General features: G+C 66.0%; 13 protein-coding genes, 1 tRNA gene and 1 pseudogene. 4 read left to right on the forward strand and 11 right to left on the reverse strand.

Going from position 1 to position 14,672, the window contains the following annotated elements; translation table 11 throughout:
• The 9 genes and pseudogenes from GQ57_RS16585 to cysS form a co-directional block, all read right to left on the reverse strand.
• Nucleotides 1-326, reverse strand: a pseudogene (locus tag GQ57_RS16585) (cytochrome ubiquinol oxidase subunit II); the annotation flags it as partial.
• A gap of 272 nt (nucleotides 327-598) precedes the next feature.
• Nucleotides 599-2,128 carry a complex I subunit 4 family protein gene (locus GQ57_RS16590; RefSeq protein WP_034198451.1) on the reverse strand — a complete coding sequence of 510 codons (1,530 nt, stop codon included), beginning with the start codon at nucleotides 2,126-2,128 and terminating at the stop codon, nucleotides 599-601.
• 380 nt (nucleotides 2,129-2,508) lie between these two features.
• A complete protein-coding gene (locus GQ57_RS41760) occupies nucleotides 2,509-2,754 on the reverse strand; it encodes a hypothetical protein (protein ID WP_152603277.1) in 246 nt (81 codons plus the stop codon).
• Between the two features lie 135 nt (nucleotides 2,755-2,889).
• A tRNA-Ser gene (locus GQ57_RS16595) sits at nucleotides 2,890-2,983 on the reverse strand.
• Between the two features lie 113 nt (nucleotides 2,984-3,096).
• Nucleotides 3,097-4,347 (reverse strand): aspartate kinase, encoded by a 1,251-nt coding sequence (locus GQ57_RS16600; RefSeq protein ID WP_031399419.1) that lies wholly within the window; start codon nucleotides 4,345-4,347, stop codon nucleotides 3,097-3,099.
• 343 nt (nucleotides 4,348-4,690) lie between these two features.
• The gene (gene tilS, locus GQ57_RS16605) at nucleotides 4,691-6,109 is read right to left on the reverse strand and encodes a tRNA lysidine(34) synthetase TilS (protein ID WP_034198452.1); all 1,419 of its coding nucleotides are present in this window, start codon (nucleotides 6,107-6,109) and stop codon (nucleotides 4,691-4,693) included.
• Between the two features lie 46 nt (nucleotides 6,110-6,155).
• Entirely contained in the window at nucleotides 6,156-7,127 is a 972-nt protein-coding gene (locus GQ57_RS16610) for an acetyl-CoA carboxylase carboxyltransferase subunit alpha (RefSeq protein ID WP_031399421.1), read from the reverse strand.
• A 103-nt stretch (nucleotides 7,128-7,230) separates the two neighbouring features.
• Nucleotides 7,231-8,058: a DNA-3-methyladenine glycosylase family protein gene (locus GQ57_RS16615; RefSeq protein ID WP_031399422.1), complete on the reverse strand. Its 828-nt coding sequence runs from the start codon at nucleotides 8,056-8,058 to the stop codon at nucleotides 7,231-7,233.
• Nucleotides 8,059-8,101: 43 nt separating this feature from the next.
• On the reverse strand, nucleotides 8,102-9,499 hold the full coding sequence (cysS, locus tag GQ57_RS16620; RefSeq protein WP_031399423.1) for a cysteine--tRNA ligase: 1,398 nt from the start codon (nucleotides 9,497-9,499) through the stop codon (nucleotides 8,102-8,104).
• Nucleotides 9,500-9,732: 233 nt separating this feature from the next.
• Here cysS and GQ57_RS16625 point away from each other — a divergent pair, with 233 nt between their 5' ends.
• The 4 genes from GQ57_RS16625 (at nucleotide 9,733) to GQ57_RS16640 (ending at nucleotide 12,475) form a co-directional block, all read left to right on the forward strand.
• The gene (locus tag GQ57_RS16625) at nucleotides 9,733-10,455 is read left to right on the forward strand and encodes a tetratricopeptide repeat protein (protein ID WP_031399424.1); all 723 of its coding nucleotides are present in this window, start codon (nucleotides 9,733-9,735) and stop codon (nucleotides 10,453-10,455) included.
• Between the two features lie 40 nt (nucleotides 10,456-10,495).
• Entirely contained in the window at nucleotides 10,496-11,071 is a 576-nt protein-coding gene (locus GQ57_RS16630) for a peptidylprolyl isomerase (RefSeq protein ID WP_031399425.1), read from the forward strand.
• Between the two features lie 88 nt (nucleotides 11,072-11,159).
• The gene (locus tag GQ57_RS16635; RefSeq protein WP_027784822.1) at nucleotides 11,160-11,651 is read left to right on the forward strand and encodes a peptidylprolyl isomerase; all 492 of its coding nucleotides are present in this window, start codon (nucleotides 11,160-11,162) and stop codon (nucleotides 11,649-11,651) included.
• Nucleotides 11,652-11,674: 23 nt separating this feature from the next.
• Complete coding sequence (locus tag GQ57_RS16640) at nucleotides 11,675-12,475, forward strand: UDP-2,3-diacylglucosamine diphosphatase (RefSeq protein ID WP_034198453.1); 801 nt, start codon at nucleotides 11,675-11,677, stop codon at nucleotides 12,473-12,475.
• A gap of 45 nt (nucleotides 12,476-12,520) precedes the next feature.
• Here GQ57_RS16640 and cysE read toward each other — a convergent pair whose 3' ends face one another.
• Together cysE and GQ57_RS16650 are read right to left on the reverse strand one after the other, a co-directional pair.
• Complete coding sequence (gene cysE / locus GQ57_RS16645) at nucleotides 12,521-13,294, reverse strand: serine O-acetyltransferase (protein ID WP_034198454.1); 774 nt, start codon at nucleotides 13,292-13,294, stop codon at nucleotides 12,521-12,523.
• A gap of 290 nt (nucleotides 13,295-13,584) precedes the next feature.
• The gene (locus GQ57_RS16650; RefSeq protein WP_031399428.1) at nucleotides 13,585-14,409 is read right to left on the reverse strand and encodes an RNA methyltransferase; all 825 of its coding nucleotides are present in this window, start codon (nucleotides 14,407-14,409) and stop codon (nucleotides 13,585-13,587) included.
• Nucleotides 14,410-14,672 lie beyond the last annotated feature (263 nt).

Here is a 14,672-nt window from a genome sequence, read left to right on the forward strand (position 1 = left end):
GTCTTCCACGTGAGCACGCCGAGGAACAGGATGATGAGCGTCGGCACCGTCCAGATCACGACCTCGATCGCGGTCGAGTGCGACCAGTTCGGCGCGTAGGTTGCATTGCGGTTCGATGCGCGATAACGCCACGCGAACCACAGCGTGAGCAGGATCACCGGCACGACGACGACCAGCATCGCCCACGTGGACGTCGCGATCAGCGCCTTTTCGGCGGCACCCACGCTTCCTTTCGGATTTAGTACATCTAAATTACAACCTGACAGGCTCAAAGCCGTGCCGATTGACATCAGCGCCGACCAGCCTCTTGAAGCTCTTCTTTTCATTACACCGCCCGAGGGTCATTGAATCCGTTTGCGTATGCCCGATGCGCATTCGATCCACGAAAGTGGCCGAATCATACGTCGCGCGAGTACGATGAAAAACCGGCGGATGCGGCAAATCATCATTGCAGAATCTGCGGTGAGACACATTGTCGCGGGGCAATTTCACGCAGTCACACGCGGGGCCCGCGCGATTCGCGCCGGCCCCCAATCGATGCGCGCGCAACGACCGCATCGCGCCATGCGATGCGGCCGGCACGCGCGGCTTGCCGCGATCAGTCACGCGTCGACGCCATGTACGACGGCAGCGCCTGCGCCGGGCCGTCCCCTGCCGGCACCTTCGAATGGCTGGCTTCCTGGATCAGCTTGCCGACGGTCGGGTCGATCGCGTCGGTGAACGGCTTCGGGTAGATGCCGACCGCCAGCACGATCAGCGCGAGCGACGCGAACATGACGATTTCGCGACGATTCAGGTCGGCGAGCTTCGCGATCCGCTGGCTGTCGACCTTGCCGAACACGACGCGCTTGAGCATCCACAGCGTGTACGACGCGCTGAGAATCAGCGTCAGCGCCGCGATCGCGCCGATCCAGAAGTTGAAACGAATCGCGCCCATGATGACCATGAATTCACCGACGAACCCCGACGTGCCCGGCAGGCCCACGTTGGCCATCGCGAACAGCACCGTGAAGGTCGCGAAACGCGGCATCACGCCCGCCACGCCGCCGTATGCGGCGATCTCGCGCTGCTTTGTGCGATCGACGAGCACGTTCACGCACAACAGCATTGCGCCGGCGACGAAGCCGTACGACACGAGCTGCACGATCGCGCCTTCGACGCCGATGCGGTTGAACAGGAACAGCCCGAGCGTGACGATCCCCATGTGCGCGACCGTCGAATACGCGAGCAGCTTGCCGAGATCGGTCTGCGCGAGCGCGATCAGGCTCGCATAGACGATCGCGAACAGCGACAGCGCGATCACGGCCGGCGCGAAGAAGTGGCTCGCATCGGGCGTGATGGGCAGCGCGAAGCGCAGGAACCCGTAGCCGCCGAGCTTGAGCATCGCGAGCATCAGCGCGGCGCCGGTCGGGCCGTCCGTATAGACGTCGCTCAACCAGGTGTGGACCGGCCACATCGGCACCTTGACCGCGAACGCGGCGAAGAAACCGAGGAATACCAGCAACTGCGGCGCGAAGCCGAGCTGCAGCGTGTGCCACACGGCCATGTCGAACGTATGCGACTGTGCGTACAGGTACAGGATCGCCATCAGCAGCAGCAGCGAGCCGGCGAACGAGATGAAGAAGAACTTCACGGCCGCGTAGACGCGACGCTCCCGCCCCCACGTACCGATCAGCAGGTACAGCGGGATCAGCGTCGCCTCGAAGAAGATGAAGAACAGCAACCCGTCCTGCGCGACGAACACGCCGACCATCAGCCCCGACAGGATCAGGAACGACGCGTAGTACTGCGCGACGCGAACCGTGACCGACTCCCACGACGCGACCACCACCACGAGCGTCGTGAACGCGGTCAGCACGACGAGCCACAGCGACGCGCCGTCGATGCCGACCCGCCATCCGGAACCGAACGCCGCCAGCCAGTCGCGGTTTTCCACGAACTGCATCGCCCCCGAATGCACATCGAAACCGGTGACCAGCGGGACGACGGCCGCGAGCCCCACCAGCGCGCCGACGAGCGCGATCAGTCGCGTTCGACGTGGATGACGGTCGGAACCGGCGCGCAGCAGGCACGCGCCAAACAGGATCGGAGCCCAGATGGCCAGGCTCAGGAACGGGAAATCATGCATGTCAACAAGGCCTTGATGATGTCACGCACTGCATCGGGGACAGGCGGGACGATGGGGACGAAATCGAATCGACAGATAGATTTCGTGAATCGCCAATGTTGGCAAAATGTAAAGTGGCATCACTGGAAAACTTGACGCCGCTCAAACGCGATCGGGTTAACCAGCATAAAGCGATTGATTATTTTTTGCAGCGCAGCAGACCTGCAATTTTTAACGCGAGCCTAGAGTACTGATTTATATACGTAAATTTTTGCCCCGTGCGAGGCGGCACATGACGCGAATCGACGCAGCGCCGCAATTTTGGCGTCTGCACACCCTGTAAAGGGGCAGAGCATGGCGACTGATATGTCATTTCACGCTGATTCTGTACCGCCTGAACCTTACATCAATACTTTCATTTTCATTTCATTTTGACGATCCGATGCCGCCGGTGCGGATGCCCCATGCATTCGTTCGGCGTCCGGCAGGCATGGCATCGTCGATGCCTCCCCTACCCCGCTGCGGGCACCGATGACTCGAGCGAACCCTGAGCGCATCGACATTGCACGATGCCGGCTGGGACGGTGAATTGCGCCGAACGGAAAAAGTAAGGCGATCGCCGGATCGCCCGGCGCCAATCCGTCCATGTAATGTTCGGCTGCACGGGTCGGCGGCCTGCGTCAGGTCCGGCCATCGACGCTGGCCTGGCCGCAACGTGCTTTGCGCACCGGAAAAGAAAAGCCCCACAAGTCCGAGAACTTGCGGGGCTTTGTCACCGCTTTTGGCGGAGACGGAGGGATTCGAACCCTCGATCCAGGTTTTGGCCCAGATGCTCCCTTAGCAGGGGAGTGCCTTCGACCTCTCGGCCACGTCTCCCAAACTTTCGCTCGCACCAGGGAGGCAGTGCGACGAGAACGAAATAATATAGGGTTTCGAACCGCAAGTCAATTTCCGTGATGCATTTTTCTCAACGCATCACGAAAATTTCATCATGCCTGGTCGAGTTCGAATGCCTTGTGCAACGCGCGGACGGCCAGTTCCATGTATTTCTCGTCGATCAGCACCGAAATCTTGATTTCGGACGTCGAGATCATCTGGATGTTGATGCCCTCTTCCGACAGCGTGCGGAACATCTTGCTCGCGACGCCCACGTGCGAACGCATGCCGACGCCGACGACCGACACCTTCGACACCTTCGGATCGCCCTGCACCTGCTCGGCGTTCACGTGACCCTTCACCTGGTTGGTGAGGATGTCCATCGCCTTCTGGTAGTCGCCACGGCCGACCGTGAACGTGAAGTCGGTCTTGCCTTCGACGCTCTGGTTCTGGATGATCATGTCGACGTCGACGTTCGCGTCGGCGACCGGACCGAGGATCTGATACGCGATGCCCGGCTTGTCGGGCACGCCCATCACAGCAATGCGTGCTTCGTCGCGCTGGAACGCGATGCCGGAAATGACTGCCTTTTCCATGGTCTCGTCTTCTTCAAAAGTAATCAGGGTGCCCGAGCGCATTTCTTCGTCGAGCGCAATCAGCGGATCGGTCAGGCTCGACAGCACGCGCGTCTTCACCTGGTATTTGCCGGCGAATTCGACCGAGCGGATCTGCAGGACCTTCGAGCCGAGGCTGGCCATTTCCAGCATCTCCTCGAACGTCACGCGATCGAGGCGCCGCGCCTCTTCGACCACCCGCGGATCGGTCGTGTAGACGCCGTCGACATCCGTATAGATCAGGCACTCTTCGGCACCCAGCGCAGCCGCGACCGCCACCGCCGACGTGTCCGAGCCGCCACGGCCGAGCGTCGTGATGTGACCGTCCGGATCGACGCCCTGGAAGCCCGTGATGATCACGACCTTGCCGGCATTCAGATCGGCCTTCACGCGCTCGTCGTCGATCGAGTGAATGCGCGCCTTCGTAAATGCGCTGTCGGTCTTGATCGGTACTTGCCAGCCGGCGTAGCTCACGGCCTCGACGCCGATTTCCTGCAGCGCGATCGACAGCAGGCCGACGCTGACCTGTTCGCCGGTCGACGCGATCATGTCGAGCTCGCGCGGGCTCGGCTGGCTCGAAATCTCTTTTGCGAGACCGAGCAGACGGTTGGTTTCGCCGGACATCGCGGACGGCACGACCACCATCTGGTGCCCGGCCTGATGCCATTTTGCGACGCGTTTCGCGACGTTCTTGATGCGCTCGACCGAGCCCATCGAAGTGCCGCCGTATTTGTGTACGATGAGTGCCATTGTCGTTCTGAACTGGAGGAGAAACCGCACGGGCGCGCTGGGCAGGCCGCGTAGCCGTTCGGTCACGCGGCTTGTGGCTGTGGACGGACGACGAGGGAAACGGCTGGAACGCAACACGCAAGCGTGACGGAATTTGCCCGGAAGGCCGATCAGGCCGCGCAAACCGGGTACGTCACGCGGAAAACCTGCACAAATCGCTCAAAAATCGAGCCGAGCAAACGACCGAGCGTACCCGATAGAGGCCCGCTTGACAAGCCGCCCGCCATGCCTGCGGCCGTTCCGGCGCCGTTTACCAAATGGTGAAAACCGGCGCGCCATCGCGCCGCCGGAAGCGGCCAGGCCGCTATGCGACCAGCAGGTCGGGACGCCACTCGATCCGGCGCCACGCGCCGCCGGACGCCCCGTCGCCGGGCAGGTCGACGTCGCGATTCATGCCGAGGCGCGGCACGTAGATCAACCGGTCGCCCGCGAACAGCAGCGGCACGTCACGCTGCCACGCCGGCACGCCGCGCTCCTGGAACAGGTTCTTCAGCGTGCGGCTCGGCCCGCCCGGCGACGTGCGCATCCGCTCGCCGCCCGCGCGGGCGCGCGCCGCCAGTCGCGCACCGCGCAGCAGCGCCTCCGGCACCGCGCCGGCGCCTCCCGCCTCGGCCGGCGCGAACACGTACGTGCCGCGCCATCCCGGCAAATGCCAGACTTCCTGTCCGGCCCACGCCAGCCCCGCTTCCGGGCGCGGGGCGCCCGTGCCGTCATCGGCCGGTTCGCAGCTGTCGCCCGCTTCCCAGTAAACGACGTCGCGATAGAGCCGCAGGCATTGACCCGCGTGATCGACGCGCAGCGCATGCGCGTCGTGCGCGGCGCGCAGTTGCCGCATCATGTTGGCGAGCCGGGCGGCCGATGCACCCGGCAAACCGAGCCGGCGCATCCAGAAGCGCAACAGGTTCGCGCCGCGCGTGTCGTCGAACGCGACCAGCGCGTCGCGCGACAACGCGTGTCCGTCGTCACGGGCGGCTACCGCGAAATCCAGTTCCGCCAGATCGTCGAGCAGCCGCTGCGCGGCGGCCGCATGCTGGGCCGCGCGGCCGAGTGCGTCGCGAAAGCCCGGGAAATGCACGGCCAGCGCCGGCAGCACGTCGATGCGCAGCGCGTTGCGCGCGTAGCGGGTGTCGCCGTTCGATTCGTCGTCGATCCATGCAAGCGCGTGCTGCGCCGCATAGCGCTCGAGTTGCGCGCGCAGCAGTTGCAGCAACGGACGCACGCGCTCGACGTCCACGCCGTCGGGACGATAGCGCGGCGCCATGGCGGCAAGCCCCGCGACACCGGCGCCGCGCAGCAACTGCAGCAGCACGGTTTCGGCCTGGTCGTCCGCATGCTGCGCGAGCCACAGCGTGGCCGCGCCGCGGCGCTCGCACATCGCGTCGAGCGCCGCGTAGCGCCGCTCGCGGGCGGTCGCCTCGATACCGAGGCCGCTGTCGCGCGGCACGTCGACGCGCATCGACTCGAATTCAACCCCGAGTCGCGCGGCCTCTGCTTCGGCATGCGCGGCCCATGCGTCGGCGTTCGCACTCAGCCCGTGATGCACGTGCAGCGCGACACAGCGCGACGCACCCGCCGCACGCACGGTAGCGTCGAGCAGCACCGTCGAATCGAGGCCGCCGCTGTACGCGATCGCGATGCGCGCTTCGGGCGGCACGCCGGAAAGCGCAACGCCGACCGCGTCGAGGACGACGCGGTCGGCGGAGTATTCGGTCGGCGGGATCACGATATGGACGCGCGCACTGCGGCGCGCGAATTGAACACGCGGGCGGTCATGCGCCCGGCGTGGTTTCCTTGAACTTGCCGTAGGCCATCAGGCGCTCGAAACGGCGCTCGCGCAGCGCATCGATGCTCATGCCCTGGAACTGGCGCAGCGAATCGGCAAGCGCACGGCGCAGCAGCGCGGCCATGCCCTTCGGATCGCGATGCGCGCCGCCGAGCGGCTCGTTGATGATCTTGTCGATCAGGCCGAGCGCCTTCAGGCGGTGCGCGGTCAGGCCCAGCGCTTCCGCCGCTTCAGGCGCCTTCGCGGCGCTCTTCCACAGGATCGATGCGCAGCCTTCCGGCGAAATCACCGAGTAGGTCGAGAACTGCAGCATCATCACGGTGTCGGCCACCGCGACCGCGAGCGCGCCGCCCGAACCGCCCTCGCCGATCACCGTCGTGATGATCGGCGTCTTCAGCTCGGCCATCACGTACAGGTTGCGGCCGATCGCTTCCGACTGGCCGCGCTCTTCCGCGCCGATGCCCGGATAGGCGCCCGGCGTATCGACGAACGTGAAGATCGGCAGCCCGAACTTCTCGGCGAGACGCATCAGGCGTTCGGCCTTGCGATAGCCTTCCGGACGCGGCATCCCGAAGTTGCGCGCAGCACGCTCCTTCGTGTCGCGGCCCTTCTGGTGACCGATCACCATGCACGGATGGCCGCCGAAACGGGCGAGACCGCCGACGATCGACAGATCGTCCGCGAACGCGCGGTCGCCATGCAGCTCGTGAAAATCGGTGAACAGTTCCGCGACGTAATCGAGCGTGTACGGACGCTGCGGATGCCGCGCGATCTGCGAAACCTGCCACGGCGACAGGTTCGCGTAGAGATCTTTCGTCAGTTGCTGGCTTTTCTTCGACAGCCGCTCGATTTCTTCCGAAATGTCGACAGCCGAGTCGTCCTGCACGAATCGCAGCTCTTCGATCTTGGCCTCGAGTTCGGCGATCGGCTGTTCGAAATCCAGAAACGTGGTCTTCATGTGTTCGAATCCTTGGGTCTTGCGGCAGCGCGTATTCTACCCGCGCGGGCGACGCTCAAAACCGACTCTCAACTATTGATGTTTAAAACCCGATAGCCACAGCTCAGGCGTCGGCGTCAGCCGCATCGAGGCTGCGCCACATGTACCAGGTCGCGACGGTGCGCCACGGCTCCCAGTTGGCCGCAACCTCGCGCGCCTCGCTGCGCGTGACGGGTTCCCCGCTGAAGTAATTGACGCTGATCGCGCGGATCAGGCCCGGGTCGTCGAGCGGCAGCACGTCTGGCCGCGACAGGTTGAAGATCAGGAACATCTCGGCCGTCCAGCGGCTGATGCCGCGGATCTGCGTGAGCTCCTCGATCACGTCCTCGTCGTCCATCGACGTCCACTTGTCGACGTGCAGCGCGCCCGACACGAAATGCTGCGCGAGATCGAGGATATATTCCGTCTTGCGTTTCGACAGCCCGCACGCGATCAACTTGTCCGCGCCGAGCCGGATCACCGGCTGCGGCGCGAGTTTCGGACAGGCGTCCCCGATGCGCGCCCACAGCGACTGGGCGGACGGCACCGAAATCTGCTGGCCGACGACCGAGCGCGCGAGCGTGACGAACGGGTCGCCGCGCTTCACGAGATGGGCGGGACCGAACTTCGGAATCAGCTTCTTCAGGATCCGGTCGCGCTTGACGAGATCGGCACACGCCTTGTCCCAGTAGGCCGGGCGTACGACCACCTCTTCGCCGTCCGCTTCGGACACACGGGTCTTGCGGGCCGCGTCGGCGGCCGGCAGCACGACCGCCGGCTGCGCGTGACCGTTGAGCGCGCCGTTCGGCGCGGCGCGTGTTGCGTCCGACTTCGCCGCCGGCACGCGCTTGGCTGCCGGACGCGCGGCGACAGGGGTCGCGCGCCTGACCGGCGCTTTTCTGGCCGTTGCCATCTTGCCTCCTACCTGACGGATCGGTCAGTGGAACGCGCCGCGCTCATACACGACGCCATTCGGTCGATCCGCCCGGTTTGTCTTCAAGTGCGACGCCGGCCTCGAGCAGTTCCGCCCGGATCCGGTCCGCTTCGGCATAGTCCTTCGCTTGTTTCGCCGCGACGCGCGCGGCGATCCTCGCTTCGATCTCATCGGCAGCGAGCCCGCCCGCCTGCGCGGCGCCGGACGCCTGCTGCAGGAACGCGCGCGGCTCGCGGCCCAGCAGGCCGAGCAGGCCCGCCAGCTGTTTCAACTGCCGCGCGAGCGACGCGTCGCGCGTGCGATTCACCTCGCTCGCCAGCTCGAACAGCGTCGCCACCGCGACAGGCGTATTGAAGTCGTCGTTCATCGCGGCCGCGAAACGCTGCGCGTGCGGCTCGTTCCAGTCGAGCGCGAGCGCGTCGGCCTCGACGTCCTTCAGCGCCGTATAGAGGCGCGTGAGCGACGCGCGCGCATCGTCGAGATGCACGTCGCTGTAGTTCAGCGGCGAGCGGTAATGCGTGCGCACGATGAAGAAGCGCACGACTTCCGCGTCGTAGCGCTCGAGCACGTCGCGGATCGTGAAGAAGTTGCCGAGCGATTTCGACATCTTCTCGTTGTCGACCTGCACGAAGCCGTTGTGCATCCAGTAGTTGACGAACGTCTGGCCCGTTGCGCCCTCGCTCTGCGCGATCTCGTTCTCGTGGTGCGGGAATTGCAGATCCTGCCCGCCGCCGTGGATGTCGAAATGTTCGCCGAGCAGCGTGCAGCCCATCGCCGAGCACTCGATGTGCCAGCCCGGGCGGCCCATCCCGTACTTCGACGCCCACGACGTGCCTTCCGGATCTTCCGGCTTCGCCCGCTTCCACAACACGAAATCGAGCGGATCTTCCTTCGCGTCGTTCGCGGCCACGCGCTCGCCCGCACGGAGATCGTCGAGCGACTTGCCCGACAGCTTCCCGTAGTTCGCGAACTTGCGCACCGAGTAATTGACGTCGCCATCGGCCGCCTGGTATGCATAGCCGTTCGTCTCGAGCGTCTCGATCATGCCGAGCATCTGCGGAATGAACTGCGTCGCGCGCGGCTCGATGTCGGGCCGCTGGATGCCGAGCGCGCTTTCATCCTCGTGCATCGCGCCGATGAACCGGTCGGTCAGCGAGCGGATCGTCTCGCCGTTCTCGACCGCGCGGCGGATGATCTTGTCGTCGATGTCGGTGATGTTGCGCACATACGTGACCCGGTAGCCGATCGCACGCAACCAGCGCTGGACGAGGTCGAACACGACCAGCATGCGCGCGTGGCCCACGTGACAATAGTCGTAGACGGTGATCCCGCATACGTACATCCGCACTTCGCCGGAGTGGCGCGGCACGAAAACTTGCTTGTCACGCGCGAGCGTGTTGTAGATGCGCAGTGATTCCATAGAGATGAACCGTGAGCCGAAGGAAACCGCCCTGGCGAAGCTCGCCCAGCATGCGAAACGGACGGACCATCTGCTGCGGCACCAGGCCGAGCGTCCTCGTATCACATGGGGCGGTCAGGCTGCAAGCACAGCGGTGACGGCCACGAGAGGCTAAGAAAGACTGTCTGCCGCTCGCCGGAACGCGCAGACGTTTTGTTAGAATGGCTCGGAGTATAACATTCCGATTTACGCCTATGAAACCTCATCGCGGCCGCGCGCAGAGCGCTGCGACCCTCGTTGCGACCACCGTCATGGGCGTCGCGCTGACGCTTTTCGCGGCCCCCGCGGCGCACGCGCAGAAGGCCCCGGCCACCGCCGACGGCACGCCGGAGATCGACGCCTCGATCGCCGGCAAGCAGTGGAAGCAGGCGCTCGCACAGCTCGACACGCGCATCGCGTCGAACCCGCACGACGTGCAGGCGCAGTTCAAGCGCGGCACCGTGCTGGCCCGCCTGAACCGTGACGACGACGCGATCCAGCAGTTCGTCGCCATCACGCAGGCGTATCCCGAACTGCCCGAGCCGTACAACAACCTCGCGGCGCTCTACGCGAAGCATGGCCGCTACGACGAAGCGCGCGCCGCGCTCGTCACGGCGACGCAATCGAACCCCGGCTACGCGCTCGCATACGAGAACCTCGGCGACCTGTACCTGCGCCTCGCGGCCGAATCGTACAAGCGTGCGCAATCGCTCGGCCGCACGAGCGGCGCGACCGCGCAGCGCCTCGCCGATCTGCAGAAGATCGTGGCACCGCCGAAGGCCGCGCCGAGCACCGGCGCGAGCGCGCCGGCCACGCGCGACTACTCCGGCCGCGCCGCCGCGAACGTGAGCACCACCACGCTGCCGATGTCCCCGACGTTCCAGTTCAGCGGTCCGTCGGGCGCGCTGGCGGCGCCGTACGTCGCGCCGTCGCAATAAGCGGCGCGGCCCCCTTCTCCCTCCCAACCTGAGGATCGCAATGAAACGTCTGTTGCTGGCGCTTGGCGGCGCCGCCCTTCTCGCGACCGCGCCCGCGTTCGCGCAATCGGCTACCGCGCACCCCGTCGTGCAGCTGAAGACCTCGCAGGGCGACATCCGCGTCGAGCTCTACCCGGAGAAGGCGCCGAAGTCGGTCGCCAACTTCCTCGATTACGTGAAGGCCGGCCAGTACAACGGCACGATCTTCCATCGCGTGATCAAGGGCTTCATGATCCAGGGCGGCGGCTACAAGACCAACTTCGAGGAGAAGCCGACCCGCGCGCCGATCCCGCTGGAAAGCCGCAATGGTCTGAAGAACCTGACGGGCACGATCGCGATGGCGCGCACGAGCGATCCGAACTCGGCCACCGCCCAGTTCTTCATCAACACGGTCGACAACAGCGGCCTCGACTATCCGAACCCGGACGGCAACGGCTATGCCGTGTTCGGCAAGGTCGTGTCGGGCCTCGACGTCGTGAAGAAGATCGAAGGCGTGGCGACGACCTCGCGCGGCCCGATGCAGGACGTACCCGCGCAACCGATCGTGATCGAATCGGCCAGCATCGTCTCGAAGTAAGAACCTGCCGGCACGTCCGGCGCCACACGCGGCCGCGTCGCACGACCGGCCGCGTGCCATTTAAACCGCCTCACCGAAGGAATTCATCATGGTTGAACTGCACACGAACCACGGCGTGATCAAGCTCGAGCTCGACGCCGAGAAGGCACCGAAGACGGTCGAGAACTTCCTGAACTATGTGAAGAAAGGCCACTACGACGGCACCGTGTTCCATCGCGTGATCAACGGCTTCATGATCCAGGGCGGCGGCTTCGAGCCGGGCCTCAAGCAGAAGCCGACCGATGCGCCGATCGACAACGAGGCGAACAACGGCCTGAAGAACGACAACTACACGGTCGCGATGGCGCGCACGAACGATCCGCACTCGGCCACCGCCCAGTTCTTCATCAACGTGAACGACAACGACTTCCTGAACCACTCGTCGCCGACGCCGCAGGGCTGGGGCTACGCGGTGTTCGGCAAGGTCGTCGAAGGCCAGGACGTGGTCGACAAGATCAAGGGCGTCAAGACGGGCAACGCTGGTTTCCACCAGGACGTGCCGGCCGACGACGTCGTGATCGAAAAGGCCGTCGTGGTCTGACGCACGGTTACGGAGGCACTTCGATGTTGCAGGAGAGTCCGCCGCGAAGCGTCTCCGCGGGCGTGCCGGGCGAGCGCGAGTACGCGCAAGCCGCACGCCCGTTCCTGTTCCTCTCCGACCTGCACCTGAGCGAGGCGATTCCGAAGACGGTCGCCGCGTTCGAGCATTTCGTGAAGTACACCGCCGATAGCGCCGATTCGGTGTTCATCCTCGGCGACCTGTTCGAATACTGGATCGGCGACGACATCCTCGACGACGATCCGTTCGCCGCCCGCATGGCCGCGCTGATGCACACGTTCTCCGAGCGCGGCATTGCGCTCTACGTGATGCACGGCAACCGCGATTTCCTGCTCGGCCGGCGCTTCATGAAGGCCGCCGGCGCGATGCTGCTGCCCGACCCTTCGCTGATCATGGCGTTCGGCCAGCGCATCGTGCTCGCGCACGGCGATGCGCAATGCACGGCCGACCGCGGCTACCAGTTGTTCCGCCGGTTCGCGCGCAATCGCGTCGCGCAATGGCTGTTTCTCGCGTGGCCGTTCCGCTGGCGCCGAGCGCTCGCGCAGCGCATGCGCTCGAACAGCGAAGCGGGCCGGATGCGCCCTGCTTCACCGATCTACGACGTCACGCGTGAAGGCGTAGCCGCGCTGTTCCGGAAAAGCCGCGCGCGCGTGATCATTCACGGCCACACGCACCGCCCCGCGCGCCACGCCGAATCGGGCGGCATCCGCTGGGTACTGCCCGACTGGGATCTCGACCACGGCAAGCCGCGCGGCGGCTACCTGCGCGTCGACGCGGAAGGCATCCACGCGATGCCGCTCGACTGACGCCGCTGCCTGTCGCACGACCGGCAGCGGGCGGCAGCGATCACGCTACGCCTGGCGCTCGACCGCCTTGCCTTCCAGCACGGCCGACAGCCGGCGCAGGTCGAGGCGCGCCGCATCGGCACCCTGCAGCGTTTCCAGATGCGTGCCGAGACGTTCGAGCGCCGCGACGATCTCGTCGACGCGGCGGCTTTCCTTCGCCGCGTGATCGATCAGGCCATGAATCGCGAGCGACATCGGATCGTCGGCATTCGGCGTGATCCCGTATGCGAAGAACGCGGTGCGTTCGGGTTGCGGCTTCGGCTGTGCCGGCATCACGATGCGCGCCGGGTTGCCGACCGCCGTGCCGCCGGCCGGCACCGGCTTCACGACAACCGCGTTCGACCCGATCTTCGCGCCCGCGCCGACCGTGAAGCCGCCGAGCACCTTCGCGCCGGCGCCGACGATCACGCCGGCCTCGAGCGTCGGATGGCGCTTCGCGCCGCGCGTGAGCGACGTGCCGCCCAGCGTCACGCCCTGATAGATCGTGCAGTCGTCGCCGACGATCGCCGTCTCGCCGATCACGACACCCATGCCGTGATCGATGAACACGCGCCGGCCGATCGTCGCGCCGGGGTGAATCTCGATGCCCGTCAGGAACCGTCCGGCCTGCGACGCCACCCGCGCGAGCCAGTAGCGCTTCGCACGCCAGCACGCATGCGCGACACGGTGCAGCACGAGCGCATGCAGCCCGGGATAACAGGTCAGCACCTCCCAGGCACTGCGAGCGGCGGGATCCCGCTCGCGAATGGTTGCAACGTCTTCGCGCAGTCTCGTGAACATGATCGGGTCGGGAAAAGGCCGGCGCGCACCGCCGGCGATGGCCGGCCGTTATCGCGCCGGGTCATATGCTTATGACGTCCGGCGATTGTAGGGCGAGTCGCGCGCGGCCGCACGAGGTCGCACGTTCACCCCGCCGACGGCGCGGGTATTCGGACGGCATGCCCGCGGTTGCGGCGTGCGCGGAAGGCGCGGCCAGACGGAGCGGGCCGGGCGAGGCGCCCGGCGGCAGACGCAACGCAACCCCGCCGGCGCGACACGCCCGGGCACGCGGTTGCCGGTGCGCCGGCCGCTTACGCGTCGGCGTCGGGCTTGCCCGATTTCAGCAGGATGTGCTTCGCGACGCCGCGCAGGATGTTGACCTCCTCGCGCTCGAGGCCAGTGCGCGCGAACAGGCGCCGCAGCCGCGGCATCAGTTTCTTCGGGTTGCGCGGATCGAGGAACTCGAGCGAGATCAGCGCGTTCTCGAGGTGCACGTACATCCGCTCGATCTCGTCGCTCTGCGCCAGGGTGCCGACCTCGGCCGACGATTGTGGCGACGGCTCGCTCGCCTGCTCGAGAAACGCGACGCGCAGCTCGTACGCGAGCACCTGCACGGCCTGCGCGAGGTTCAGCGAACTGTAGGCCGGATTCGCCGGGATATGGGCAAGCGCGCTGCACTGCTCGACATGTTCGTTCGCCAGGCCCGTGCGCTCGTTGCCGAACACGAGCGCGATGTCGCCCATGCCGACCTGCGTACACGCCTGCGTGGCGGCCGCACGCGGCGCCAGGCGCGGCGGCCCGTATTCGCGCGTGCGCGCGGTGAGCGCGACCGACCAGTGCACGCCGGACAGCGCGTCGCCGAGCGTCGGCACGACGTGCGCCGATGCGAGGACGTCGTCCGCGCCGCTGGCCATCGCGATCGCCTCGGGGTCGCTCTGCACGTGCGGCACGCGCGGCGCGACCAGCACGAGGCGCGAGAAGCCCATCGTTTTCAGTGCGCGGGCGGCCGCCCCGACATTGCCGGGATGGCTGGGCTCGACGAGCACGAAGCGGGTGGACGTGAAGCCGCCGGACGGCGGACGGGACGAGGCCGTGCCCTGCTCGGACGGCGCGGCGGTGTTCTGCGGGGTTTCCACTACGTTACGACTCGGTTCATCAGAATGGCAGTATGGTATCGCCATCGCCGCCGCAAACCCACTCGTCCGGACGGACAGTGGGGGTTTCCCCGTACCCCGGTCGCCTGAAACCGCCAAAAATCGGGTAAAATCATGCCTTTACGCGTCGCACTCCGTGCGGCGCGGGTCGTACCCCGTTCTTTGTCAATTCGCGTCTCACCTCGCCTGCCACGCTTGCGCCGTGCCGGGCGGTTGTTCCACTCGTGGCGGCCCGTGCCGCCGGC

The organism is Burkholderia sp. MSh2 (assembly GCF_000731655.1).
GTDB classification, from domain to species: Bacteria; Pseudomonadota; Gammaproteobacteria; order Burkholderiales; family Burkholderiaceae; genus Burkholderia; species Burkholderia paludis.

What these genes read in the sequence shown, in the direction of transcription:
- GQ57_RS16625 (WP_031399424.1), top strand. Translation starts at nt 9,733, where the DNA reads ATGAAACCTCATCGCGGCCGCGCGCAGAGCGCTGCGACCCTCGTTGCG.
- GQ57_RS41760 (WP_152603277.1), bottom strand. Translation starts at nt 2,754, where the DNA reads ATGGACGGATTGGCGCCGGGCGATCCGGCGATCGCCTTACTTTTTCCG.
- GQ57_RS16635 (WP_027784822.1), top strand. Translation starts at nt 11,160, where the DNA reads ATGGTTGAACTGCACACGAACCACGGCGTGATCAAGCTCGAGCTCGAC.
- cysE (WP_034198454.1), bottom strand. Translation starts at nt 13,294, where the DNA reads ATGTTCACGAGACTGCGCGAAGACGTTGCAACCATTCGCGAGCGGGAT.
- GQ57_RS16590 (WP_034198451.1), bottom strand. Translation starts at nt 2,128, where the DNA reads ATGCATGATTTCCCGTTCCTGAGCCTGGCCATCTGGGCTCCGATCCTG.
- cysS (WP_031399423.1), bottom strand. Translation starts at nt 9,499, where the DNA reads ATGGAATCACTGCGCATCTACAACACGCTCGCGCGTGACAAGCAAGTT.
- GQ57_RS16600 (WP_031399419.1), bottom strand. Translation starts at nt 4,347, where the DNA reads ATGGCACTCATCGTACACAAATACGGCGGCACTTCGATGGGCTCGGTC.
- GQ57_RS16630 (WP_031399425.1), top strand. Translation starts at nt 10,496, where the DNA reads ATGAAACGTCTGTTGCTGGCGCTTGGCGGCGCCGCCCTTCTCGCGACC.
- GQ57_RS16640 (WP_034198453.1), top strand. Translation starts at nt 11,675, where the DNA reads ATGTTGCAGGAGAGTCCGCCGCGAAGCGTCTCCGCGGGCGTGCCGGGC.
- GQ57_RS16610 (WP_031399421.1), bottom strand. Translation starts at nt 7,127, where the DNA reads ATGAAGACCACGTTTCTGGATTTCGAACAGCCGATCGCCGAACTCGAG.
- GQ57_RS16615 (WP_031399422.1), bottom strand. Translation starts at nt 8,058, where the DNA reads ATGGCAACGGCCAGAAAAGCGCCGGTCAGGCGCGCGACCCCTGTCGCC.